General features: G+C 72.2%; 26 protein-coding genes and 1 tRNA gene. 7 read left to right on the forward strand and 20 right to left on the reverse strand.

Annotation, left to right across the window (positions count from 1 at the left end):
• Positions 1 to 51 precede the first annotated feature (51 nt).
• From ISU07_RS12590 to ISU07_RS12605, 4 genes are all read right to left on the reverse strand, one after another.
• A complete protein-coding gene (locus ISU07_RS12590; RefSeq protein WP_323742575.1) occupies positions 52 to 594 on the reverse strand; it encodes a pyridoxamine 5'-phosphate oxidase family protein in 543 nt (180 codons plus the stop codon).
• Positions 595 to 718: 124 nt separating this feature from the next.
• Positions 719 to 1,621 carry a hypothetical protein gene (locus tag ISU07_RS12595; RefSeq protein WP_323742576.1) on the reverse strand — a complete coding sequence of 301 codons (903 nt, stop codon included), beginning with the start codon at positions 1,619 to 1,621 and terminating at the stop codon, positions 719 to 721.
• A complete protein-coding gene (locus tag ISU07_RS12600) occupies positions 1,618 to 1,944 on the reverse strand; it encodes a GroES family chaperonin (protein ID WP_194707161.1) in 327 nt (108 codons plus the stop codon). The genes ISU07_RS12595 and ISU07_RS12600 overlap by 4 nt, the downstream gene beginning before the upstream one ends.
• A 17-nt stretch (positions 1,945 to 1,961) precedes the next feature.
• The gene (locus ISU07_RS12605; protein WP_323742577.1) at positions 1,962 to 2,210 is read right to left on the reverse strand and encodes a DUF3618 domain-containing protein; all 249 of its coding nucleotides are present in this window, start codon (positions 2,208 to 2,210) and stop codon (positions 1,962 to 1,964) included.
• Between the two features lie 44 nt (positions 2,211 to 2,254).
• Between ISU07_RS12605 and bcp the strand changes: the two genes are divergently transcribed.
• Positions 2,255 to 2,728, forward strand: a complete 474-nt coding sequence (gene bcp, locus ISU07_RS12610; protein ID WP_194707162.1) for a thioredoxin-dependent thiol peroxidase — start codon at positions 2,255 to 2,257, stop codon at positions 2,726 to 2,728.
• Positions 2,729 to 2,743: 15 nt separating this feature from the next.
• Positions 2,744 to 2,825, forward strand: a tRNA-Leu gene (locus ISU07_RS12615).
• Positions 2,826 to 2,831: 6 nt separating this feature from the next.
• Here ISU07_RS12615 and rdgB read toward each other — a convergent pair.
• The 4 genes from rdgB to ISU07_RS12635 are packed head-to-tail and all read right to left on the reverse strand — an operon-like array spanning position 2,832 to position 5,947.
• Positions 2,832 to 3,437, reverse strand: coding sequence for an RdgB/HAM1 family non-canonical purine NTP pyrophosphatase (gene rdgB / locus ISU07_RS12620; RefSeq protein ID WP_323742578.1), 606 nt, complete (start codon positions 3,435 to 3,437; stop codon positions 2,832 to 2,834).
• A complete protein-coding gene (rph, locus tag ISU07_RS12625; RefSeq protein ID WP_194707163.1) occupies positions 3,434 to 4,168 on the reverse strand; it encodes a ribonuclease PH in 735 nt (244 codons plus the stop codon). Before rph ends, rdgB begins: the two co-directional genes overlap by 4 nt.
• Positions 4,169 to 4,214: 46 nt before the next feature.
• The gene (locus tag ISU07_RS12630) at positions 4,215 to 5,021 is read right to left on the reverse strand and encodes an ABC-2 transporter permease (RefSeq protein ID WP_323742579.1); all 807 of its coding nucleotides are present in this window, start codon (positions 5,019 to 5,021) and stop codon (positions 4,215 to 4,217) included.
• Complete coding sequence (locus ISU07_RS12635; protein ID WP_194707164.1) at positions 5,018 to 5,947, reverse strand: ABC transporter ATP-binding protein; 930 nt, start codon at positions 5,945 to 5,947, stop codon at positions 5,018 to 5,020. Before ISU07_RS12635 ends, ISU07_RS12630 begins: the two co-directional genes overlap by 4 nt.
• A gap of 130 nt (positions 5,948 to 6,077) precedes the next feature.
• On the opposite strand from ISU07_RS12635, the gene ISU07_RS12640 reads away from it, so the two are divergent.
• Positions 6,078 to 7,244, forward strand: a complete 1,167-nt coding sequence (locus tag ISU07_RS12640; RefSeq protein WP_194707165.1) for a sensor histidine kinase — start codon at positions 6,078 to 6,080, stop codon at positions 7,242 to 7,244.
• Positions 7,244 to 7,888: a response regulator gene (locus ISU07_RS12645; RefSeq protein WP_194707166.1), complete on the forward strand. Its 645-nt coding sequence runs from the start codon at positions 7,244 to 7,246 to the stop codon at positions 7,886 to 7,888. The genes ISU07_RS12640 and ISU07_RS12645 overlap by 1 nt, the downstream gene beginning before the upstream one ends.
• 19 nt (positions 7,889 to 7,907) lie before the next feature.
• On the opposite strand, the gene ISU07_RS12650 is transcribed toward ISU07_RS12645, so the two are convergent.
• The 3 genes from ISU07_RS12650 to murI form a co-directional block, all read right to left on the reverse strand.
• Complete coding sequence (locus ISU07_RS12650; protein WP_194707167.1) at positions 7,908 to 10,142, reverse strand: fibronectin type III domain-containing protein; 2,235 nt, start codon at positions 10,140 to 10,142, stop codon at positions 7,908 to 7,910.
• A 63-nt stretch (positions 10,143 to 10,205) separates the two neighbouring features.
• Entirely contained in the window at positions 10,206 to 10,964 is a 759-nt protein-coding gene (locus ISU07_RS12655) for an MBL fold metallo-hydrolase (RefSeq protein WP_194707168.1), read from the reverse strand.
• Positions 10,961 to 11,770 carry a glutamate racemase gene (murI, locus tag ISU07_RS12660; protein ID WP_194707169.1) on the reverse strand — a complete coding sequence of 270 codons (810 nt, stop codon included), beginning with the start codon at positions 11,768 to 11,770 and terminating at the stop codon, positions 10,961 to 10,963. Before murI ends, ISU07_RS12655 begins: the two co-directional genes overlap by 4 nt.
• Positions 11,771 to 11,847: 77 nt before the next feature.
• On the opposite strand from murI, the gene ISU07_RS12665 reads away from it, so the two are divergent.
• Positions 11,848 to 12,867 carry an alkaline phosphatase family protein gene (locus tag ISU07_RS12665; protein ID WP_194707170.1) on the forward strand — a complete coding sequence of 340 codons (1,020 nt, stop codon included), beginning with the start codon at positions 11,848 to 11,850 and terminating at the stop codon, positions 12,865 to 12,867.
• On the opposite strand, the gene ISU07_RS12670 is transcribed toward ISU07_RS12665, so the two are convergent.
• The 8 genes from ISU07_RS12670 to clpS form a co-directional block, all read right to left on the reverse strand.
• Positions 12,864 to 13,715 carry a DUF3152 domain-containing protein gene (locus tag ISU07_RS12670; RefSeq protein WP_194707171.1) on the reverse strand — a complete coding sequence of 284 codons (852 nt, stop codon included), beginning with the start codon at positions 13,713 to 13,715 and terminating at the stop codon, positions 12,864 to 12,866. The two genes, ISU07_RS12665 and ISU07_RS12670, sit on opposite strands and share 4 nt — an antisense overlap.
• A 141-nt stretch (positions 13,716 to 13,856) precedes the next feature.
• Positions 13,857 to 14,807, reverse strand: a complete 951-nt coding sequence (locus ISU07_RS12675; protein ID WP_194707172.1) for a PLP-dependent cysteine synthase family protein — start codon at positions 14,805 to 14,807, stop codon at positions 13,857 to 13,859.
• Positions 14,804 to 15,367: an NYN domain-containing protein gene (locus ISU07_RS12680; protein ID WP_194707173.1), complete on the reverse strand. Its 564-nt coding sequence runs from the start codon at positions 15,365 to 15,367 to the stop codon at positions 14,804 to 14,806. Before ISU07_RS12680 ends, ISU07_RS12675 begins: the two co-directional genes overlap by 4 nt.
• Positions 15,368 to 15,375: 8 nt before the next feature.
• Positions 15,376 to 15,654, reverse strand: coding sequence for a MoaD family protein (locus ISU07_RS12685; protein WP_194707174.1), 279 nt, complete (start codon positions 15,652 to 15,654; stop codon positions 15,376 to 15,378).
• 3 nt (positions 15,655 to 15,657) lie between these two features.
• A complete protein-coding gene (locus ISU07_RS12690; protein ID WP_194707175.1) occupies positions 15,658 to 16,101 on the reverse strand; it encodes a Mov34/MPN/PAD-1 family protein in 444 nt (147 codons plus the stop codon).
• A gap of 25 nt (positions 16,102 to 16,126) precedes the next feature.
• Positions 16,127 to 16,606: an NUDIX hydrolase gene (locus ISU07_RS12695; RefSeq protein WP_194707176.1), complete on the reverse strand. Its 480-nt coding sequence runs from the start codon at positions 16,604 to 16,606 to the stop codon at positions 16,127 to 16,129.
• A 28-nt stretch (positions 16,607 to 16,634) separates the two neighbouring features.
• A complete protein-coding gene (locus ISU07_RS12700; protein ID WP_194707177.1) occupies positions 16,635 to 17,219 on the reverse strand; it encodes a DUF2017 domain-containing protein in 585 nt (194 codons plus the stop codon).
• A gap of 24 nt (positions 17,220 to 17,243) precedes the next feature.
• Positions 17,244 to 17,552, reverse strand: coding sequence for an ATP-dependent Clp protease adapter ClpS (gene clpS / locus ISU07_RS12705; protein WP_194707178.1), 309 nt, complete (start codon positions 17,550 to 17,552; stop codon positions 17,244 to 17,246).
• A gap of 44 nt (positions 17,553 to 17,596) precedes the next feature.
• On the opposite strand from clpS, the gene ISU07_RS12710 reads away from it, so the two are divergent.
• Entirely contained in the window at positions 17,597 to 18,880 is a 1,284-nt protein-coding gene (locus tag ISU07_RS12710; RefSeq protein WP_323742580.1) for a nicotinate phosphoribosyltransferase, read from the forward strand.
• Positions 18,881 to 18,905: 25 nt separating this feature from the next.
• Positions 18,906 to 19,706 carry an alpha/beta hydrolase gene (locus tag ISU07_RS12715; RefSeq protein WP_194707179.1) on the forward strand — a complete coding sequence of 267 codons (801 nt, stop codon included), beginning with the start codon at positions 18,906 to 18,908 and terminating at the stop codon, positions 19,704 to 19,706.
• Here the strand turns inward: ISU07_RS12715 and ISU07_RS12720 are convergent.
• Positions 19,660 to 20,172 carry a methyltransferase family protein gene (locus tag ISU07_RS12720; protein WP_323742581.1) on the reverse strand — a complete coding sequence of 171 codons (513 nt, stop codon included), beginning with the start codon at positions 20,170 to 20,172 and terminating at the stop codon, positions 19,660 to 19,662. The two genes, ISU07_RS12715 and ISU07_RS12720, sit on opposite strands and share 47 nt — an antisense overlap.
• Positions 20,173 to 20,191: the final 19 nt, after the last annotated feature.

The following is a 20,191-nucleotide window of genomic DNA, read 5'->3' on the forward strand; positions in this document are numbered from 1 at the left end:
GAGCGGGTCGGCAGCGCGAGCGCCGGCCCGCTCCGTCATGTCCGGGACCTCTCAGGCGACGTCGACGGCTCCGGACTCACCCTCCAGGGGTCGCCCGTTGAGCTTGGCCTTCACGAAGGACAGCACCGACGCGACACGGCCCCCCGGCGCCTTCCAGTACTCCGCCGACTCGGCGGCCACGCGCAGGAGCACCACGTCGGGGTCACCGGGACCGTCGGGGAACCACGCGTCGACGACCGGGTTCCACATCTCCTCGGCCAGGCGACGGTCGTCGACGATGGCGGCCTTGCCGGCCACCGACAGCCAGTCGCCGGAGCCCTGGAACGACAGGTTCACCCGCGGCCGCGCGACCAGGTCGGCCGCGTGCTCGCTGGAGCGCGAGATGAAGAACCACGCCTCCAGGTCGTCGGTCACCTGCTGCGGCGTCATCGGCCGCGCGTGCAGCGCACCGTCCGGGGCCGTGCTCGTCACCATGCAGAAGCGCGCGTCCTGTGCGATCTCCACGGCCCGTCGCCGCGCACGGTCGTCCGACGACTCCGGCTCCGGGCGTTCGGTGGGGTCGGGCGTCCAGTCGTCGTGCTGGCTGTCCTCCACGGGGCCTCCTCGAGTGACCGTCGGGTGCGGGTCCACGAGCGTCGCACGTGGCTCCGACGGGTTGCCACACCCCTAGGTGGATGCCGGACGTCGCTCGTGGTGGGCGCCTGGGTGGGGCGCTCCGTCACCGCACCATCGTGACCAGGTCGTGCGCGCCGTCCTCGCGGGCGGCCTCGACGAAGTAGCGCGTCCGGCCGTCCCCGAGCGGCACGGCGGCGGCGTACCGGAAGGCGCCGTCGGCGTACGGCGACCGGATCGGCGAGATCGTCGGGTCCGGCACCAGCCGGCCCTGCCCGTCACCGTCGTCCCAGACGGCCACGCCAGTGGTCTCGAACCAGTTGGACTCGGCGTCCGGACGGCCGTCGTAGAGGACCGTCAGCGGGTCGTGGCCGACGACCGTGGTCACGCGCGCCCCGCGCGCGTCCCACTCGCCCGGGCGACCGCGGAGCACCTCGCCGCGGTCGGTCCAGTCGAGGCCGTCGTCGCCGGTGAGGTAGCGCGTCGTCATCCGGTCCTCGTGACCGGCGTCGTCGAGCGGGTGGCAGCACAGCCACAGGTGCCAGCCGCCCCCCGATGACCGAGCGTCGCGGGTGATCACCGGGTCCTTGACCGCCGTGTGCGCGTCGCCGGGGAGCACGACCTGCTGGTGGCCGGCCGCGAGGCCCTCGACGGTGGGCGCGGTGAGGCTGTCGACCCACCAGTGCTTGGAGCCGGGCGTCGCGCACGACAGGTAGAGCCGCCACCCCAGACCGGGCACCGGCACGAGGACCGGGCGTTCGAAGGACTCGGCACCGAACGCGTCGCGCTCCACCTCGGCGACCTGCTCGAACGTCTCGCCGTCGCCGGAGCGGGCGACGACGACGGTGACCCCGCGGCCCTCGGTGAGCGGGCGGCGTACGCGCCAGGTCAGCCAGAACACGCCGTCCACGAGCACCGCGCTGGCCGCGCCGGACCAGTTGCCGGCGCCGATGCCGGGCGCGGGCGCGACCACGCGGAGGTCGTCGCCGTACGACGGCAGGTGGGTCACAAGTAGAGGCCGGTGTTCTCGGCGTCGCCGAGTCGCTCGGCGGCCACCGCGTGCACGTCACGCTCGCGCATCACGACGTACGTCTCGCCCTGCACCTCGACCTCGGCCTTGTCCTCGGGGTCGAACAGCACGCGGTCGCCGATCTCGACGGAGCGGGCGTGCGGGCCGCAGGCCACGACCCGAGACCAGACCAGGCGCCGCGCGCCGAGGGCCGCCGTGGCGGGGATGACGATGCCGCCCGAGGAGCGGCGCTCGCCGGCCTCGCGGTCGATCTCGACGAGCAGCCGGTCGTGCAGCATCTTGATCGGCGCCTTGTCGGACATGAGGCTCTGCTCGCTGATCAGCGCACGACGCGGCGGACGACCGCGAACACGGCGACGACCCCGACCACGCCGCCGGCGACCTTGAGGATGTTGTCGGTGCGTGGGTGACCGGTGGCCGGGTCGACGAAGAAGGCCTTGATGGAGCTGACCTCACGGCTGACGATCGTCTTCGGGTTGGCCCGGTAGACGAGCTGGTCGATCGTGTCGGCCAGCCGGTCGCGGGTCGCCTCGATCTCCCGCTCGAGCGAGGACATCTCGTTGGTCACTCCCGCAGGCTACCAACGAGGCCCCGCGCGTTAGCGTGGCGCTCGTGACCGAACGACTTGCGGTGGGCGACGTCGCCCCGGACTTCACGCTCACCTCCGACACCGGCGAGGAGGTCTCGCTGTCCGGCCTGCGTGGCCGCAAGGTGATCGTGTACTTCTACCCGGCCGCGATGACCCCCGGCTGCACCACTCAGGCCTGCGACTTCACCGACTCGCTCTCGTCGCTGAAGGCGGCGGGGTACGACGTGCTGGGGATCTCCAAGGATTCCCCCGCCAAGCTCGCCAAGTTCCGCGAGCGGGACGGCCTCACCATCACCCTGCTCTCCGACCCCGACCTGTCCGCGATGCAGGCGTACGGCGCGTACGGCGAGAAGAAGCTCTACGGCAAGCTCGTGGAGGGCGTCATCCGCTCCACGTTCGTCGTCGACGAGGACGGGAAGATCGCAGTGGCGCAGTACAACGTGAAGGCCACCGGCCACGTCGCCAAGCTACGCAGGGACCTCGGCCTCGCCGCCTAGGATCGGTCCGCACTCGCCGGAGTGGTGGAACTGGCAGACACGCAGGTCTTAGGTACCTGTGCCTTCGGGTGTGCGGGTTCGAGTCCCGCCTCCGGCACGCGGATCAGCCGCGCAGAGCCGCGCCGATCAGCGGGCCGATCTCGCGCAGCGCCTTGCCACGGTGGGAGATGGCGTCCTTGTCGCCGGGCGTCAGCTCGGCGGTGGTGACGCCGGGGGCTTCGTCGGCCTCGAACACCACGTCGTAGCCGAAGCCCCCGCTCCCGCGCGCTTCCCGCACGACGTGGCCGTGCATCTCCCCGCGCACGACGGCCTCGGTGCCGTCGGGGTGGCAGAACGCGACGACGCACACGAAGTGGGCCGTACGCCGCTGGGCCGGCACCTCGGAGAGCTGCGCGAGCAGCAGCTCGTTGTTGCGGGCATCCGACTTGGGCGGGCCGGACCAGCGGGCCGACAGCACGCCGGGCATGCCGTTGAGGGCGTCCACGCAGATGCCGCTGTCGTCGGCGACGCTCGGGAGGCCGGTCGCGGCCAGGCCCGCCCGGGCCTTGAGCAGGGCGTTGCCCTCGAACGTGGGGCGGTCCTCGACCGGCTCGTCGTACGCCGGCACGGCGTCCAGCCCGACGACGACGATGCCCGGGGCGTGCTCGGCCAGGATCCGCTGCATCTCCTCGAGCTTGCCGGCGTTGCGCGACGCGAGGAAGAGTCTCACCGGTCGGCGGTCTGGGCCAGCGCCTCCAACTGGAGACGGGTCAGGTCGGCGCAGCCCTGCTCGGCCAGGGCGAGCAGCGCATCCAGCTCGGCGCGGTCGAACGGCACGCCCTCGGCCGTGCCCTGCACCTCCACGAACCTGCCGTCGCCGGTCATCACGACGTTCATGTCGGTCTCGGCGCGGACGTCGTCGTCGTAGTGGAGGTCCAGTCGTGGCGCGCCGTCGACGATGCCGACGCTCACAGCGGCCACCGAGCCGGTGAGCGGCTCGCCGGCGAGCGCCCCCGTCGACCGGAGGTGGGACACGGCGTCCGCGAGCGCGACGTACGCGCCGGTGATGGCGGCGGTCCGCGTGCCGCCGTCGGCTTGGAGCACGTCGCAGTCGAGGACGATGGTGTTCTCGCCCAGAGCCTTGTAGTCGATGACCGCCCGCAGCGAGCGGCCGACCAGTCGGCTGATCTCGTGGGTGCGGCCACCGATGCGGCCCTTCACCGACTCGCGCTCCGAGCGGGTGTTGGTCGAGCCGGGGAGCATGGCGTACTCCGCCGTCACCCAGCCCAGCCCCGAGCCCTTGCGCCAGCGCGGCACGCCCTCGGAGGCCGAGGCGACGCACAGCACGCGCGTGCGACCGAACTCCACCAGCACCGAGCCCGCCGCGTGGTCGAGCCAGTGGCGGGTGATGGTCACAGGGCGGAGCTCGTCGTCGGCCCGCCCGTCGGATCGCTCGGTCATGTCTGGCGACCCTAACGGGCGGGTCCGACGACCCCCGTTGCTGGCCCTACTTCACCTCGGCCCGAAGGACCCTCCACACGCCGATGAGCAGCGGCAGCACCAGCCAGATCAACCCGGAGGTCAGCAGCTGGGCCCACTCCTTGCCGGTGACGTCGGCCTCGATGATCGGGTTCTGCGCGTTGTTGAAGTCGATCCAGGGCCGGATGTCCTTGAACCAGCCCATCAGCGCCGAGCCGAGCTCGAACAACCCGGGGAGCACGAACGAGTACACGAAGTACACGACGATCGCGGCCGCGGTGTTGAGCAGCAGCATGCCGAAGGCGAAGCCGGTGCTCATCGAGAAGACGTAGAGCAGGAAGAAGCAGAACAGCTGGAACGGGCCCAGGTTCCAGGTCACCTGGTTGTCGCTGAACGCCGCGTACAGGCCGTTGGCGCCGATGGTCAGCGCGAGGCCGAGGACGACCGCGATCAGCGCCATGATGAGCGTGCCGACGTACTTCGCGGCCAGGAACCGGCTGCGCGAGGGCTCCAGGGAGAACGTCACCATCGCCGTCCGCTGGCTCCACTCGCTGGTCACGGACATGACGCCGAGGACCGGCAGCAGGATGTTCATCGGGATGTTGGCGCCGGCCGCGAAGTCGTTGAAGCCCACCGTCTGGTCCTGGGCCAGCACGACCCAGAGCTGGATGACGAGCACGAGGGCGGTCAGCGCCGCGATCGAGATCAGCAGCCAGCGGCCGGCGCGGGTGTCGACCATCTTGCGCAGCTCGACGTGGACCAGCCGGCTGAAGGGCACCCGTTCGGTCTGGCTGATGTCGAGGGTCATGGCAGTGCTGCCAGGGACCGTGGTCACAGGCTGGCTCCTTCCGGGGCGGGCGCGGCGGAGACGTCGTCGCGCTGCGTGTCGGCGGTCAGCTCGAGGAAGAGGTCCTCGAGGCCGCCACTGGCCGTGCGCAGCTCGGTGAGCACGATCGAGCGCTCGGCCGCGAGCCGGCCGACGTCGACGGGCTGGGCATCGACCCGGATCCCGTCGGCGACCGGCACGAACGACAGGCCCCGGTCGGTGAGAGCACCGGTGAGCTGGTCGTGGTCGAGCGCGGTGACGAGGGTGCCCGCGCCGCCGGCGTTGGCGAGCAGCTCGGCCTTCGAGCCGCGAGCCACGATCTTGCCGCGGCCGATGAGCAGCATCTCGTCGGCGATCTGCTCGACCTCGTGGAGCAGGTGGCTGGAGAGGAGCACCGTGCCGCCGCGGTCGGCGTACCCCTTGAGCAGCCCGCGCATCCACCGGATGCCTGCGGGGTCCAGGCCGTTGGCCGGCTCGTCGAGGATCAGCACGGACGGGTCGCCGAGCAGCGCGTGCGCGATGCCGAGGCGCTGGCGCATGCCGAGCGAGTAGTTGCGGATCCGCCGGCGCGACTCGGTCTCGTCGAGGGAGACGAGCTCGAGCATCTCGTCGACCCGCGACATCGGCAGCCCCATCGTCTGCGCGCCCAGCGTCAGCACCTCGCGGCCGGTGCGACCGGCGTGCTGGGCCGAGGCGTCGAGCAGCACGCCGACGTGCCGGCCGGGGTTGGGGATGTCGTGGAAGTGGAGGCCGCCGATCGTCACGTCGCCTCGCGTCGCCGGGGTGAGCCCGACCATCACCCGCATGGTGGTGGTCTTGCCCGCGCCGTTCGGGCCCAGGAAGCCCGTCACCGTCCCCGGCCTGCACGTGAAGCTGATGTCGTCGACCGCCGTGAAGCTCCCGTAGACACGGGTGAGTCCTTCGACCTTGATCATGAGCCGATCCTTGCGGGCCCGGACCAGGCGGGCATCGGACCTCGGCATCGATCGCGGCGACGAAAGTAGGGGGTCGGCCGCATACCCGCGACCGCTGCTGCGCGACGTACGACGCCCCTAGCCTGGCCCCATGGAACGGCCCCCGCCCGAGCTCTACCAGCCACGGCTGACGTGGTGGAGCCACACGTGGCGGTACGCCGTGTGCCTGGTGCTCACCGTGATGGTCGCGTTCGAGCCGGTGCAGGACGAGTGGAAGGCCGACCGGGCCTACCTCTGGCTGGACCTGACGGTCGGCGCCGTGAGCTTCGTGCTCGTGTTCTGGCGGCGCCGCTTCCCGCTGGGCGTCGCGGTGGTGCTGACGGTGTTCGGCGCGTTCAGCACGACCGCCTCCGGGCCGGGCGTGCTCGCCGCCGTGTCGCTGGCGAGCCGGCGGGTGTGGTGGCAGATCGTGCTGGTCGGCGGCCTGAACCTGGTGGCCGGCCAGGTGTACCGCGTCCTCGTCCCGGGACAGTCGTCGACCGACTCCTGGTGGCTGGACCTGATCGTGATCACCGCCTTCACCGCGGGCGCGCTGGCCTGGGGCATGTACATCGGGTCGCGCCGCGAGCTGGTGTGGACCCTCAAGAACCGCGCCGAGCGCGCGGAGGCCGAGCAGGAGCTCCGGGTCGGCCAGGCGCGCGGCAACGAGCGGGCCCGGATCGCCCGCGAGATGCACGACGTGCTGGCGCACCGCATCTCGCAGATCTCCATGCACGCGGGCGCGCTCGGCTTTCGCAGCGACCTGGACGCCGACCAGCTGCGCGAGCACTCCAACGTGATCCGCGACCTCGCCAACGCCGCCCTCGACGACCTCCGCGGCGTCCTCGGCGTGCTCCGCGACCCGGAGACCGGCGCCCTGGCCTCGGCGCCGCAGCCGACCTGGGCGGACCTGCCCGCGCTGGTGGAGCAGGCCCGCGAGGCGGGGTTTCACGTCGAGTTCGTGGACCGGCTCGACGGCGACCAGGCACTTCCGGACGTGGTCGGGCGGACGCTGTACCGGATCGTCCAGGAGGGCATCACCAACGCCGCCAAGCACGCACCCGGCGCGGTGCTCCGCATCGAGGTGAGCGGCACGCCGCAGGACGGCGTCGACATCACGCTCAGCAACCCGATCGGCTGGGGTCCGACCGCGACGCCGGGCTCGGGGCTCGGGCTGATCGGGCTGACCGAGCGCGCCGAGCTCCGCGGCGGGCGCCTCGAGGGGCGGCGGGACGGCCAGCGGTTCGTCCTGCACGGCTGGATACCGTGGGCGGCCTGATGACGATCAGGCTCCTCATCGTCGACGACGACCCGCTGGTCCGCTCGGCGCTCACGTTCATGCTGGGCGGCCAGCCGGACCTCGAGGTGGTCGGCGAGGCGGGCGACGGCCAGGCCGGTCTCGACGCCGCCGCCGACCTGGGGCCGGACGTGGTGCTCATGGACATCCGGATGCCGCGGATGAGCGGCCTCGACGCGACGCGCAGGCTGCTGGCCGGGGACGACCCGCCGCGCGTCATCGTGCTGACGACGTTCGACGCCGACGAGTACGTCGCGGAGGCGCTCGCGGCCGGCGCGGACGGCTTCCTGCTCAAGGACACCGCGCCGCCCCAGGTCGTCGACGCGATCCGCAAGGTGGCCGACGGCGAGCCGATGCTCTCCCCCGCCGTGACGCGCTCGCTGATCCGCCAGGTCGCCGGCACCACGCGCAGCACCGCGGCGGTCGCCCGCCTGGCCGACCTGACCGAGCGCGAGCGCGACGTCGCGCTGGCCGTCGGCCGGGGTCTGAGCAACGCCCAGATCGCAGCCGAGCTCTATCTCTCGGTGCCCACGGTGAAGGCGCACGTCTCGCGGCTCTTCGACAAGCTGGGCGTCACCAACCGCGTGCAGATCGCGCTCTGCGTGCACGACGCCGGGCTGGCCTGAACGACCCTGCCGGGTCGCCTCACCGGGGCCGGACGGCCTCCGAGCGCGCCGACCGAGGTCCGTCGCCGATCGCGTTCGAGGCGGTCACCGCGAACACGTACCTCCCGTGCGTCAGCTGCAGGACCAGCGCCCGGTCGCCGGGTGCGGCGAGGTACGAGCCGGTGCGGCGCGTGCGGCCCGAGGCGTCCAGGCGCCAGATCGTCACGGTGTACGACGTCACCGGCGAGCCGCCGGTCGTGGCCGGCGGCAGCCAGCGCACCTTGACCGTCGTCGGGCCGCCCGCCTTTCCCGGCTTCACCTGCGTCAGCCACGGGGCCGACGGCACGGTCAGCAACGGCTGGGCCGTCGGCGTCACCGTCGGCGTCACCGTCGGAGTCGCCGTCGGGGTCACCGTCGCAGTCGCGGTGGCCGTGGCCGTCGCGGTGGCCGTCGCGGTCGCGGACGCCGTCGGGGACGAGGTCGGGGACGAGGTCGGAGCGGAGGTGGGTGCGCTGGTCGTCGGCGTCGCCGTGACCGGCCCGCCGGAGAAGGCGCCCGTCGTCGCGGCGCGGGTGGCGACCGTGCTGGAGCCGGCGACGTTCTGGGCCGCGACCCCGAGTGTGTAGGAGGTCTGCGGGTCCAGGTTCATCGCCGTGTAGGAGCGCGCCGAGGCGGGGAGCGTCACAGGGCCGGCGCCGTTCACCGTCACGACGTACCCGGTCACCGGAGTGCCACCGCTGACGGCGGGCGCGTCCCACGTGAGCCGCAACCCGTGGGCGGCCGAGTCACGGTCGGCGGCGACGACGACCGGGACGCTCGGCACGTTCGCGGGCGAGACGGCGTCACAGCCCGAGACCGCCAGCAGGTACCGGCCCACGCTCCCGTAGTCGCTGTACCCCAGCGTCGCGTCGTCCAGGCCGACGCCGTCGACCTCGAGGTAGTAGGTCCCCGGGTCCAGGCTGCGCGAGATCGAGGCGTCCAGGCCGGTGACGACCGGCGACCAGGTGCCCGCGCGCGCGGCCGGAGGTGCGGACGAGGCGAGCAGGCCGCCCGAGGCGTCGAGCAGCCGCAGCCGGGAGTCGAGGTCCGCGCCGAGCGCCGCGGGCGCGACCGACGCGGTCAGGGCGCCGCTGCACGAGCGGGTGATCCGGAAGGAGTCGACGTCCGCCCGTGAGCCGACCAGCCCGGAGACGTTCGCCGCGGTCGAGCCCAGCGAGTACGCCGTCACCGAGCCGTTGCCGAAGTCGTCGCCGACGAGCGCGATGCCGTGCGAGGCGACGACGGCGAAGTCGTCCTGGGTCTGGGTGGCGCCGGCGTAGTCGCCGATCGAGAACTGGGTCAGCGGCGTGTACCCCGCGCCCATGACCGGCGACCAGATCCGGGTGCCGGTGGTGTCCTGGTAGTACCCCGACAAGCCCTCGCCGTCGTGGCGCAGCCCAAGGGTGTGGCCGACCTCGTGGGCGGCGATCTCGGCGATGTTCGCCGCGGTGTAGCCGGGCGCCGCGAGCGCGAACGCCGGCTGGTAGTACTCCGGGTAGCCCGTCATCACCGCGTCGTACGTGGCCACGTAGGCGACCCCGGCGCACCCGCCACCGCAGCCGCTGACCGTCGCGCGCAGCGAGGTGTCGGCGGTGATCGCGACGCGGGCGCCGTACGCCGTGTCCTCGTCGGAGGTACGGGCGAGACCGGCCGTGCCGGGGTCCTGCGTCGTCACGTCGACGCCGAACGGCGCGTAGTCCTCCGCCACCCGGGCCCAGACCTCCTGCACGACGTCGAGCTCGGCGTTGGAGAACGCCGGGTCGCCGTCGACCGAGTACGCCGGCACGGTGAGCGCGGGCGTGCCGGAGGCGTTCCAGGCGGTGTCGTGCACCGCGTACCCGTCGAAGTCGAGGTAGATCACCCGCGTCGCCGTCGGCCGCGAGTGCAGCAGGAAGGTCTGGTCGTAGGGCTGCGCCGCGGCCTCGGTCGGGGCGGACGCGGTGGCCGCCGCCACCTCCGGCGCCTCGTCGGCGTAGAAGAGCCGTCCGGCGGTGTCCACCCACGCGGTTTCGTCGGCGTCCAGGGTCTCGGTCAGCGCGCGAGTGGTCAGGCCGCTGCGGTGCGCGGCCTCGCCGACGTCGGCGCCCAGGCGAGCCAGGGCACGGCTTCCGTGGGCGGGTGCGGCCATCAGCGGGGACGGGCCCTCCGGCCGCTGGTCGGGCGTGAGCGCGCCGGCAGCCGCCGGCACGCCGAGCAGCAGGCAGAGACCGGCGACGACAGAGGACGCCGATCGCACCGACCGAGGTTCGCGTCTGCCGCGGCGTGTCGTCCGTCGATCCCGGGGACAACGTGTTGACGACTAGACCAGGTACGTCGCCCCGGTCGTCGCCAGCGAGATCTCGCCGTCGTACTGCGACTTCGCCTCCGCCATCGCCAGATCCGGGTCGTGCCACGGCGGCACGTGCGTGAGCACCAGCCGGCCGACGCCGCCGGCCGCGGCCGCGCGGCCGCCGTCGGCGCCGGTCAGGTGCAGGTCCGGGGGGTTGCGGTCCTCGCTGCGGAACGACGCCTCGGCCAGCAGCAGGTCGGCGCGGTCGGCCAGCCGGTCGAGGCCCGCGCAGGGGCCGGTGTCACCGGAGTACGCGAGGGTGCGCCCGCCGGCCGTCACGCGGAACCCGAACGCCGGCACCGGGTGCACGACCGGCACCGCCTCGACGACGAACGGGCCGACCTCGACGCTCGGCCGGTGGTCGAGGAAGTCGAACTCCTCGGTCATGCCGGGGTCCGGGTCCAGGCCGTAGGCGACCGCCATCCGGCCCGCCGTGCCCTCCGGGCCGTGGACCGCCAGGCGCGGCTGGGCGCCGGACGGGTGGTAGCGGCGCAGGACGTGGTACCCGCAGAGGTCCATGCAGTGGTCGGGGTGCAGGTGGCTGAGGAACACCGCGTCGACGGCCAGCGGGTCGGCGTACCGGTGCAACGCCCCGAGCGCCCCGGACCCGAGGTCGAGCAGGATCCGCCACGTGCGACCGGCGCCGTCCTGCTCCTCGAGCAGGTAGCAGCTGGCGGGCGAGTCCGGCCCCGGGTAGGAGCCGGCGCAGCCGACGACGACCAGCCTCATGGCACCAACGTCCCCGTGAACTGGCGCGCGGCGGCGAGCTCGGGTCCGAGGAACCGGCGGCCGATCCGCTCGAACTCGTCGGGGGCGCCGGTGGTGAGGAAGCGGTACGCCGGCTCGCCGGACTGCCGCATCAGGTCGGTCGCGACGAGCATCTTGTAGACGTCCTTGGCGCACTCCTCCGCGCTGCTCACCAGGGTGACGTCGTCGCCCATGACGTAGGAGATGACGCCGGTCAGCAGCGGGTAGTGCGTGCAGCCGAGGATCAGCGTGTCGATGCCCGCGGCCACCAGCGGGTCCAGGTACTCGTGGGCCACGCCGATCAGCTCGTCGCCGCCGGTGACGCCGGCCTCGACGAAGTCGACGAAGCGCGGGCAGACCTGGGTGGTGAGGCTGACGTGCGGGGCCGCGGCGAAGGCGTCGTCGTAGGCCATCGACTCGGCCGTCGACCTGGTGCAGATGACGCCGATGCGGCCGCTGCGGCTGGCGGCGACCGCGCGGCGGGTGGCCGGGAAGATGACCTCGACGACCGGCACGTCGTAGCGCTCGCGGGCGTCGCGCAGCATCGCCGCACTGGCGGAGTTGCAGGCGATGACCAGCGCCTTGACGCCGAGCGCCACGAGGTGGTCGAGGCACTCGAGGGCGTACTCCCGGACCTCGCCGATCGGCTTGGGTCCGTAGGGCTGGCGCGCGGTGTCGCCGACGTACACCACCGACTCGTGCGGGAGCTGGTCGATGACCGACCGGGCGACCGTGAGGCCGCCGAACCCGGAGTCGAAGATGCCGATCGGCGCGTCGACGTGCTGCACGTGTCGAGGCTAGGGGCTCGGACCCGCCAAACCACGATGAACGCGACCGTGACAACGGGCACACGTAACCTGTCGGGATGCGCTCCCCCTCCCGTGCCACGTTCGCCGCGGCCGTCCTCGGGCTCGTCCTGGGCGCCGCTCCCGTCGCTGGTGCGTCGCCCGCGCCCGAGGCCTCGCGACAGGCCCCGGAGATCACCCGGGTCCTGGTCATCTCCGTCGACGGCCTGAACCCGGACGCGATCACCCAGCTCGGCGAAGCCGGCACCCCGATGTTCCACCTGATGATGCGCGAGGGCGCCTGGACGTTCAACGCTCGCACCGAGGTCGAGCAGACCGTCACCCTGCCCAACCACACGAGCATGTTGACCAGCCGCCGGGTCGACAAGGCGCTCGGCGGCCACGGCGTCACCTGGGACGACGACCGTCTGGTCCCCCGCACCGTCCAGGCCGCCGCCGGACACCCGGTCGCGTCGGTGTTCTCGCGGCTCGAGCACGCCGGGCTCAGCACCGCGATGTTCGCCACCAAGACGAAGTTCTCGCTGTACCCGCGGTCCTGGCCCGCCATCGACCGCTCGCTCATCCTGCTCGACCAACGAGAGCTGCGGCGCAAGGCCGGCGGCGACCTGTCCGACCGGACGCGGGCGTTCACGTTCGTGCACTTCTCGGCCCCGGACCTCGCTGGCCACGCGTCGGGCTGGATGTCGCCGGCCTACCTGACCGCCGTCAGGAAGACCGACCGGCAGATCGACAGGCTCTTCTCCGTCCTCTTCCGCGACCCGGCCCAGCGTGACCACACGCTGCTCATCGTCACCTCCGACCACGGCGGGCAGGGCACCAGCCACTCGACCGCGTCGGCCTACGCCGACTACCGGATCCCCTTCCTGGTCATGGGTGGCGGGGTCCCGGCCGGCGTCGACCTCTACAGCCTCAACCCGACGTACGCCGACCCCGGCACCGCCCGCCCCGGCTACGCCGCCCCTCGCCAGCCGATCCGGAACGGCGACGTCGGCAACCTGGTCCTCGACGTGCTGGGCTTCCCGGCGATCCCGGGCAGCGAGCTCGACGCCGCGCAGGACCTCGAGATCACCGCTCCCTAGCGGAACCAGAGCTCGCTCGGCAGCGGCCACGGGTTGTGGCGGCAGCCGTCGAGGCCCTTGGACTGCTGCATCATCACCGGCGCCAGCCGGCCCGGACCCGGGCAGCCGAGGTGGCCGTGGCCGAGCCAGTGCCCGGTCTCGTGGTTGACGACGAGGTTGCGGTAGTCGCGCAGCGTCTTGCCCGCGCCGTTCCAGGACGGTGAGGCGTACAGCCAGCGGGCCTGGTTGATCACGACGTAGCGACCGGCGCGACAGCTCCACTGCACGCTGCACGTCGAGGAGAAGCGCGGCAGCCAGCTCGCCTCCGCGAGCACCAGCGAGAAGTCCGAGGCGCCGCGGACCCGCTTGAAGACCACGCCCGCGTTCCGCCAGCCGCGCGGGTCGGCGTACGTCTGGGCGGCCAGGCGGGCGAACACCCTCATGCTCGCGGTGATCCGGCCCCGGGACTCGATGCGGTAGGTGACGGTACGGCGCGGCGGGATGCGGTAGCCCACGGTGCCGTCGCCGCGCGCCGTCGCCTGCGACCAGTCGTAGCCGCGCTTCTTGACGTACACGCGGGCCTTGATCCTCTGCCCGACGTCCGCGACACCGAGGCGGTAGGTCTGACCCGTGGCGCCGGCGATCTCGGTCGCGCCGCGGAACCACTGGAAGCGGTACCTGTCCGGCGTGCGGTTCCACGTGCCCCGGGTGACCTTGACCGTCCGCCCGTACCTCAGCACGCCCTCGACCTCCACGCCGCTGCGCAGCTGCAGACCACCGCGCTCGGCGACGACCGGCGCCATCGCCGCGCCCGACGGGAACGGCACGAGTAGCGCGGCCGCCAGCACTCCTGGGAGGAAGGCACGCATGGCGACACCCTAGGACGGAGACGTTTCATGCTGGTCGAGCCGTGAGGCCGGCCACGGCCGAACGCGTCGAGACCCCGTGAGCCTTCCGGGTCTCGACACGGGCTCGCTGGCGCTCGCCCGGCTCGACCACCATGAGAGGCCTCAGGCCCAGAGCTGGCCCTCGAGGGCGTCCTCGGCCTCGTCGATCGTGCCTTCGTACGCGCCGGTCGACAGGTACTTCCAGCCCCCGTCGCAGACGACGAAGGCGATGTCGGCGCGCTGGCCGGCCTTGACCGCCTTGGCCGCCTGGGCCAGCGCGGCGTGCAGGATCGCGCCGGTGGAGATGCCGGCGAAGATGCCCTCCTCGTCGAGGAGCTCGCGGACGCGGCGTACGGCGTCGCGCGGGCCGACCGAGAAGCGTGCGTCGATCAGCGTCTCGTCGTACAGCTCGGGGACGAAGCCCTCGTCCATGTTGCGCAGGCCGTAGACGAGCTCGCCGTACCGCGGCTCGGCGGCAACGATGCGCACCGTCGGCTTGTTCTCCCGGAAGAACCGCCCCACGCCCATCAGCGTCCCGGTCGTGCCGAGCCCAGCCACGAAGTGCGTGACCTCCGGCAGGTCGGCCAGGAGCTCTGGTCCGGTGCCCTCGTAGTGCGCGCGGGCGTTGGCCTCGTTGCCGTACTGGTAGAGCATCACCCAGTCCGGGTGCTCGGCCGCGACCAGCTTGGCCTGCCGCACCGCTTCGTTGGAGCCGCCGGCGGCGGGCGAGGAGATGATCTCGGCGCCCCACATGCGCAGCAGCTGGCGCCGCTCGTCCGAGGTGTTCTCGGGCATCACGCAGACCAGCCGGTACCCGCGCAGCTTGGCCGCCATCGCCAGCGAGATCCCGGTGTTGCCGGACGTCGGCTCCAAGATGGTGCAGCCCGGCCGCAGCAGCCCCTGCTTCTCGGCGTCCATCACCATCGCCAGCGCCGCGCGGTCCTTGATCGAGCCCGTGGGGCTGCGGTCCTCGAGCTTGGCCCAGAGGCGCACGTCGGGGCTCGGGGACAGCCGGGGCAGCCCGACGAGCGGGGTGCCGCCGACCGAGGAGAGCAGGTCGTCGTGGCGGCTCATCGGAGGAAGTACTCCGGGTCGAACGACGCCAGGGGGATCACCCGGACCCGTGGCAGCTGGACGTTGAACGCCCCGACGTCGCTCTCCAGGTCGAGGATCTCGACGCCGGCCGCGCTGAGCTGGCCGCTGGTGAACTCGGGGAACGCCATCACGCCCACCCGGCGCCCCGCCGCCTGGAGCTGGAGCAGGTGCGGGGCGAAGTCGCCGTCGTGGCTGACCAGCAGCACGTCGGCATCCTCGTGGCCGAGCAGCGCGTCCATCGTGCGCTGGATGCCGACGTCCACGACCTTCTGGTCGGAGGGACCGGAGAGCGGGATGACGCGGTAGCTCAGCGCGAGCAGCGCCTGCACGAACGGCACCGGCAGCTGGCCCTGCGAGGCGTTGATGAAGAACAGCCCGGTGGCCTCCTGGCCCCAGTGCTGGGTCGCGAACTCCGTCACCCGCTCCCAGCGGGGTCGCTCGTCGGGCTGCGGGCGTCGCTGGAGGATGGACGTCCCGATGGTCGCGTCGATGTTCTCGCCGTCGACGAGGACGAACGTCCGACGACCGGTCGGGGTCACGGTTCCGCCTATCCCTGGCCGCCGGCGACCGCGGGCAGCACCACGACCTGGTCGCCGTCGCTGATCTCGGCCTCGAGACCTCCGATGAAGCGGACGTCCTCGTCGTTGACGTACACGTTCACGAACCGGCGCAGTCCGCTCTGCTCGATGAGCCGTTCCTTGATGCCGGGGTGGTTGGCGTCCAGGTCGTCGATCACCGCCGCGAGCGTGGTGCCCTCGGCCGTGACGGCCTTCTGGTCGCTGGTGTAGCTGCGCAGGATGGTGGGGATGCGGACCTCGACGGCCATGGGTCACTCCTTGGTCAGGGGGAGAAGGTGGGGGACGACGGAGACCTCTTCCTCGGTCACCTCGCCGTCCACGATCCTGAAAGACCTGAACTCCACAGGGCCCTCGTTATTCCCGTGCTCGCGCGTGCCGACCAGCACGTAGTGGGCTGCGGGCTCGCTCGCGAGGCCGATGTCGGTGCGGCTCGGGTAGGCCTCTGTGGCCGTGTGGGAGTGGTAGACGACGACGGGTTCCTCGTCGCGCGACCACATGTCCTTGTACAGCGCGAGCAGCTCGGTGGAGTCGAACTCGTAGAACGTCGGGCTGCCCGCGGCGTTCACCATTTCGACCACGCGCTCGGCGCGGTCGCTGCCCTCGGGGCCGGCCACGATGCCGCACGCCTCGTCGGGGTGGTCGCGCTTGGCGTGCGCGACGATGCGGTCGTACGTCGCCTGGTCGATGGTCAGCATGGCCCTCAAAGCCTACGGGCGGACGTCACCGCACGAACCGCGCCGCCTGCTCACCGGACAGCGCGTCGGCGATCCGCTGCCTCATCGACCCCGTCATCTCCGGCATCGCGTGCACCGGGTACCAGCGCACGTCCTGCGACTCGTCGTCGGCCACGTGCGCGTCGCCCGAGACGTAGGTGCAGGCGAACGTGAGGTCGAGGTACGACGCGCGGTCGCCGTTGACGTGCACTACGCCGGGGTAGGCGCTCGTCGAGGCGAGCCGGTCGACCGAGACCACGACCCCGGTCTCCTCGAGTGCCTCGCGCGCCGCGGCGTGCGCCGGTTCCTCGCCGGGCTCCGGGATGCCCGTGATGGGTGTCCAGTGCCCGTTGTCGGCGCGCTGCACGAGCAGGATCTCCTGCGCATGGACCGGTCCGCGGGTCACCACCGCGGTGATCCCCGGCAGCCACATCTCCCGCTGCCCGATCAGCTTGCGGATCTCGACGACGAACTCAGGGATCGGCACCCGGTCACCCTACGGAGACGCGGCGGCCTCAGTGCGACAGGGCGTCGACCAGGGTCTCCTGCAGGTACCCCATCCAGAGGTAGATGTCGTGGGCCTGACCGCGCGGGTCGTCGTCGGGGAGCGTCTCCCAGTACTCCTCGTCGCCCTCCTCGACCTCCAGCCGGGTGGCCAGGGCCAGCCGGATGTCGGTGAACGAGCGCAGCCACGTCTCGGCGGTCGGCTCGTCGAGCTCGACGTCGAAGACCAGCCCCTCCTCGGTCAGCTCGGGCGGCAGCCCGGCGTCCTCGAGGACGTCGATGACGGTGATCGCCGCATCCGCCTTCCCGTCGCGCAGCGCGCTCTCGGTGAACCGCCGGAAGTCGCCGGCCGACTCGGGGTCGTCGGGGTACGCCGTGGGGAACAGCCGCGCGAGCACCGGGTCCTCCGGCTCCTCGGTCGGCCCGGAGAAGTCGAGCATCGCCTCCAGCGGGTCGGTCTCGGTCGCCGGGACGGCCCGCTCGTTGCGCAGCAGCTCGACCAGCTGGGAGGCCAGTGACCGCAGCAGGTCGGCCTCGAACCCGGAGAAGTTGGCGATGACGAGGCGGGACTTGCGGTGGCGGGCGAAACCGCTCATCACCGTCGGCTCACCACTCCCACGTCACTGCTTCTCCATCGTCGCCCAGAGGCCGTACTCGTGCATCGCCTGCACGTCGCGCTCCATCTCCTCGCGGCTCCCCGCGCTCACCACCGACTTGCCGTCGTGGTGCACCTCGAGCATCAGCTTCTCGGCCTTCTTCTTCTCGTAGCCGAAGTACTTGGTGAAGACGTAGGTGACGTACGACATCAGGTTCACCGGGTCGTTCCACACGATCGTCACCCAGGGCGTGGCGAGCAGAGTGATGTCGTCCTGCTCCGGGGTGGCGGTGGGATCGACCTCGACCGGACTGGCTGTCGACACGTGTCCCATCGTGACACACCGCTGGGGCCCCGCTGCGGCCCTACGCTGACCGCGTGACCTCGACGGCGCTGCTCACCGACCACTACGAGCTGACCATGGTCCAGGCGGCTCTCGGCAGCGGCACCGCGCACCGCCGGTCCGTCTTCGAGCTGTTCGCGCGACGACTGCCAGAAGGGCGCCGGTACGGCGTGGTGGCCGGTGTCGGACGGATGCTCGACGCCCTCGAGACCTTCCGGTTCGACCAGGAGGCGCTGGCCATGCTCGGGGGCGTCGTGAACGACGAGACGCTGGAGTGGCTGGCGGCGTACCGCTTCTCCGGCGACGTCTGGGGGTACGCCGAGGGCGACGCGTACTTCCCCCACTCGCCCCTGGTCATCGTCGAGGGCACCTTCGCCGAGGCGGTGGTCCTCGAGACGCTGCTCCTCTCGATCTACAACCACGACTCCGCCATCGCCTCCGCCGCCTCGCGGATGACCATGGCGGCCGGCGAGCGGCCGTGCATCGAGATGGGCTCGCGACGCACCCACGAGGAGGCGGCGGTGGCGAGCGCGCGGGCGGCGTACGTCGCCGGCTTCGCCAGCACCTCGAACCTGATGGCCCGGCGCAGGTACGGCGTGCCGACCGCCGGCACCAGCGCCCACAGCTTCACGCTCCTCCACGACGACGAGGCCGACGCGTTCCGCGCCCAGGTGTCCTCACTCGGGTCCGGCACCACGCTCCTGGTCGACACCTACGACGTGGAGGACGCCGTCCGGCTGGGCGTGGAGATCGCGGGCACCGGCCTGGGCGCCGTACGCCTCGACTCCGGCGACCTCGGCGTGCTCGCGATGCGCGTGCGCAAGGAGCTCGACGACCTCGGTGCCACGAAGACGCGGATCGTGGTGACCAGCGACCTCGACGAGTACGCCATCGCGGCGCTCGCCGCCGCGCCCGTGGACGGCTACGGCGTCGGCACGCAGCTGGTCACCGGCAGCGGCTCGCCGACGTGCGGCTTCGTCTACAAGCTCGTCGCGCGCGAGGACGAGGACGGCCGGATGATGGCGGTCGCCAAGAAGAGCGTGGACAAGATCTCCATCGGCGGCCGCAAGTACGCCCTGCGGCGGATGGACGAGCACGGGGTCGCCGAGATCGAGGAGATCGGCATCGGCACGCCGCCGGTCGACGACGGCAACGACCGCGAGCTGCTCGTGGAGCTGGTCCGCGACGGCGAGGTCGTGGGCCGCGAGCCGCTCGACGCCGCCCGGGCGCGGCACGTCGCGGCCCGCGCCGAGCTGCCGTGGTCGGTCCAGCAGATGTCGAAGGGAGAACCCGTCATCCCGACCACGTTCGTGGAATGAGGGGCCGACTGGTTGGCTGGGTCCCATGGCCCTGGTGACCTGCGACTTCTTCTCGGACTCCCTCGAGGTCGGCTGCTCGATGAACGTCGTGCTGCCGCAGCCGACCGAGGAGCAGATCGGCGTGGACGGCGACCCGGACAGCCGGCCCGTCCCCCGGACCGACTTCCCCGTCCTCTACCTGCTGCACGGCCTCTCCGACGACCACAGCGCGTGGCTGCGCTACACCTCCGTCGAGCGGTACGCCGCCGCGGCCGGGCTCGCGGTGGTGATGCCGGCGGTGAACCGCAGCTTCTACGCCAACGAGCGCACCGGCGGCCGCTACTGGGACTTCATCAGCGAGGAGCTGCCCACCATCGTCGGCAACTTCCTGCGCGTCTCGCAGGACCCCGCCCGGACGTACGTCGCCGGGCTGAGCATGGGCGGGTACGGCGCGATGAAGCTGGCGCTCTCCCACCCCGACCGGTTCGCCGCGGCGGCAACGCTGTCCGGGGCGCTGGACCTCGACGAGCTGTCCTCGCGGCCGGAGCGGGCCGAGCTCTTCGAGCGGATCTTCGGTGACTCGATCCCCGACGACGCCGACGTGTTCAAGCTGCTCGCCAAGGCGGACGCCGAGACGCTCCCCCGCATCCACGTCTCCACCGGCACCGAGGACGCGCCCGGCCTGGTGGACGGCAACCGCCGGTTCGTGGCCGCGCTCGAGGAGAAGGGCGCCGACGTGACCAGCGACTTCCGGCCCGGCGAGCACGTCTGGTCGCTGTGGGACGCGCTGCTGCCCGAGGTCATCGACTGGATGCTGGACCCTGCCCCGGACCCTGCCAGGGCGTGAGCCGCGGGTACCAGCCGGGCACGTGGCGGCGGTACTCGTCGTACGACTCCCCGTAGGTCGCCTGCAGCGTCGGCTGCTCGTAGCCCAGCACGAACGACACCACTGCGACCGCGAAGACCGCCAGCCACGCCACGACGGCGCCGCTGCCGAACGCCACGGCCTGGCCCAGGATGATCGCGCCGACGGCCAGGTACATGGGGTTGCGCACCCAGCGGTAGATCCCGCCGACGACCAGCTCCTGCGTCGGCGCCACCGGCGCGGGGGTCCCCCGGCCCTCGCGGACGAACTGCACGAAGCAGGCGACCAGCACGGTCACGCCGACGACCACCAGCACCAGGCCGAGCGTGACGGACACCGGCGCGGCCGGGTCGGAGTAGCCCGCAGTCAGCAGCCACGGCACCACGCCGCCCATCACGCCCGGCGCCACCAGGAAGAACAGCACGCTCCCCCATGCCGCGTGGCTCACGCGACGCACACTAGCCTCG

This window comes from Nocardioides islandensis, assembly GCF_015352455.1.
In the GTDB taxonomy this organism is placed as follows: Bacteria; Actinomycetota; Actinomycetes; order Propionibacteriales; family Nocardioidaceae; genus Nocardioides; species Nocardioides islandensis.

Excerpts from the sequence above, each read along its gene's own strand:
- ISU07_RS12600 (WP_194707161.1), bottom strand. The coding sequence starts at position 1,944 with ATGTCCGACAAGGCGCCGATCAAGATGCTGCACGACCGGCTGCTCGTC.
- rph (WP_194707163.1), bottom strand. The coding sequence starts at position 4,168 with ATGACCGAGCGATCCGACGGGCGGGCCGACGACGAGCTCCGCCCTGTG.
- ISU07_RS12635 (WP_194707164.1), bottom strand. The coding sequence starts at position 5,947 with ATGATCAAGGTCGAAGGACTCACCCGTGTCTACGGGAGCTTCACGGCG.
- ISU07_RS12640 (WP_194707165.1), top strand. The coding sequence starts at position 6,078 with ATGGAACGGCCCCCGCCCGAGCTCTACCAGCCACGGCTGACGTGGTGG.
- ISU07_RS12645 (WP_194707166.1), top strand. The coding sequence starts at position 7,244 with ATGACGATCAGGCTCCTCATCGTCGACGACGACCCGCTGGTCCGCTCG.
- ISU07_RS12655 (WP_194707168.1), bottom strand. The coding sequence starts at position 10,964 with ATGAGGCTGGTCGTCGTCGGCTGCGCCGGCTCCTACCCGGGGCCGGAC.
- ISU07_RS12665 (WP_194707170.1), top strand. The coding sequence starts at position 11,848 with ATGCGCTCCCCCTCCCGTGCCACGTTCGCCGCGGCCGTCCTCGGGCTC.
- ISU07_RS12670 (WP_194707171.1), bottom strand. The coding sequence starts at position 13,715 with ATGCGTGCCTTCCTCCCAGGAGTGCTGGCGGCCGCGCTACTCGTGCCG.
- ISU07_RS12675 (WP_194707172.1), bottom strand. The coding sequence starts at position 14,807 with ATGAGCCGCCACGACGACCTGCTCTCCTCGGTCGGCGGCACCCCGCTC.
- ISU07_RS12685 (WP_194707174.1), bottom strand. The coding sequence starts at position 15,654 with ATGGCCGTCGAGGTCCGCATCCCCACCATCCTGCGCAGCTACACCAGC.
- ISU07_RS12690 (WP_194707175.1), bottom strand. The coding sequence starts at position 16,101 with ATGCTGACCATCGACCAGGCGACGTACGACCGCATCGTCGCGCACGCC.
- ISU07_RS12700 (WP_194707177.1), bottom strand. The coding sequence starts at position 17,219 with ATGAGCGGTTTCGCCCGCCACCGCAAGTCCCGCCTCGTCATCGCCAAC.
- clpS (WP_194707178.1), bottom strand. The coding sequence starts at position 17,552 with ATGGGACACGTGTCGACAGCCAGTCCGGTCGAGGTCGATCCCACCGCC.
- ISU07_RS12715 (WP_194707179.1), top strand. The coding sequence starts at position 18,906 with ATGGCCCTGGTGACCTGCGACTTCTTCTCGGACTCCCTCGAGGTCGGC.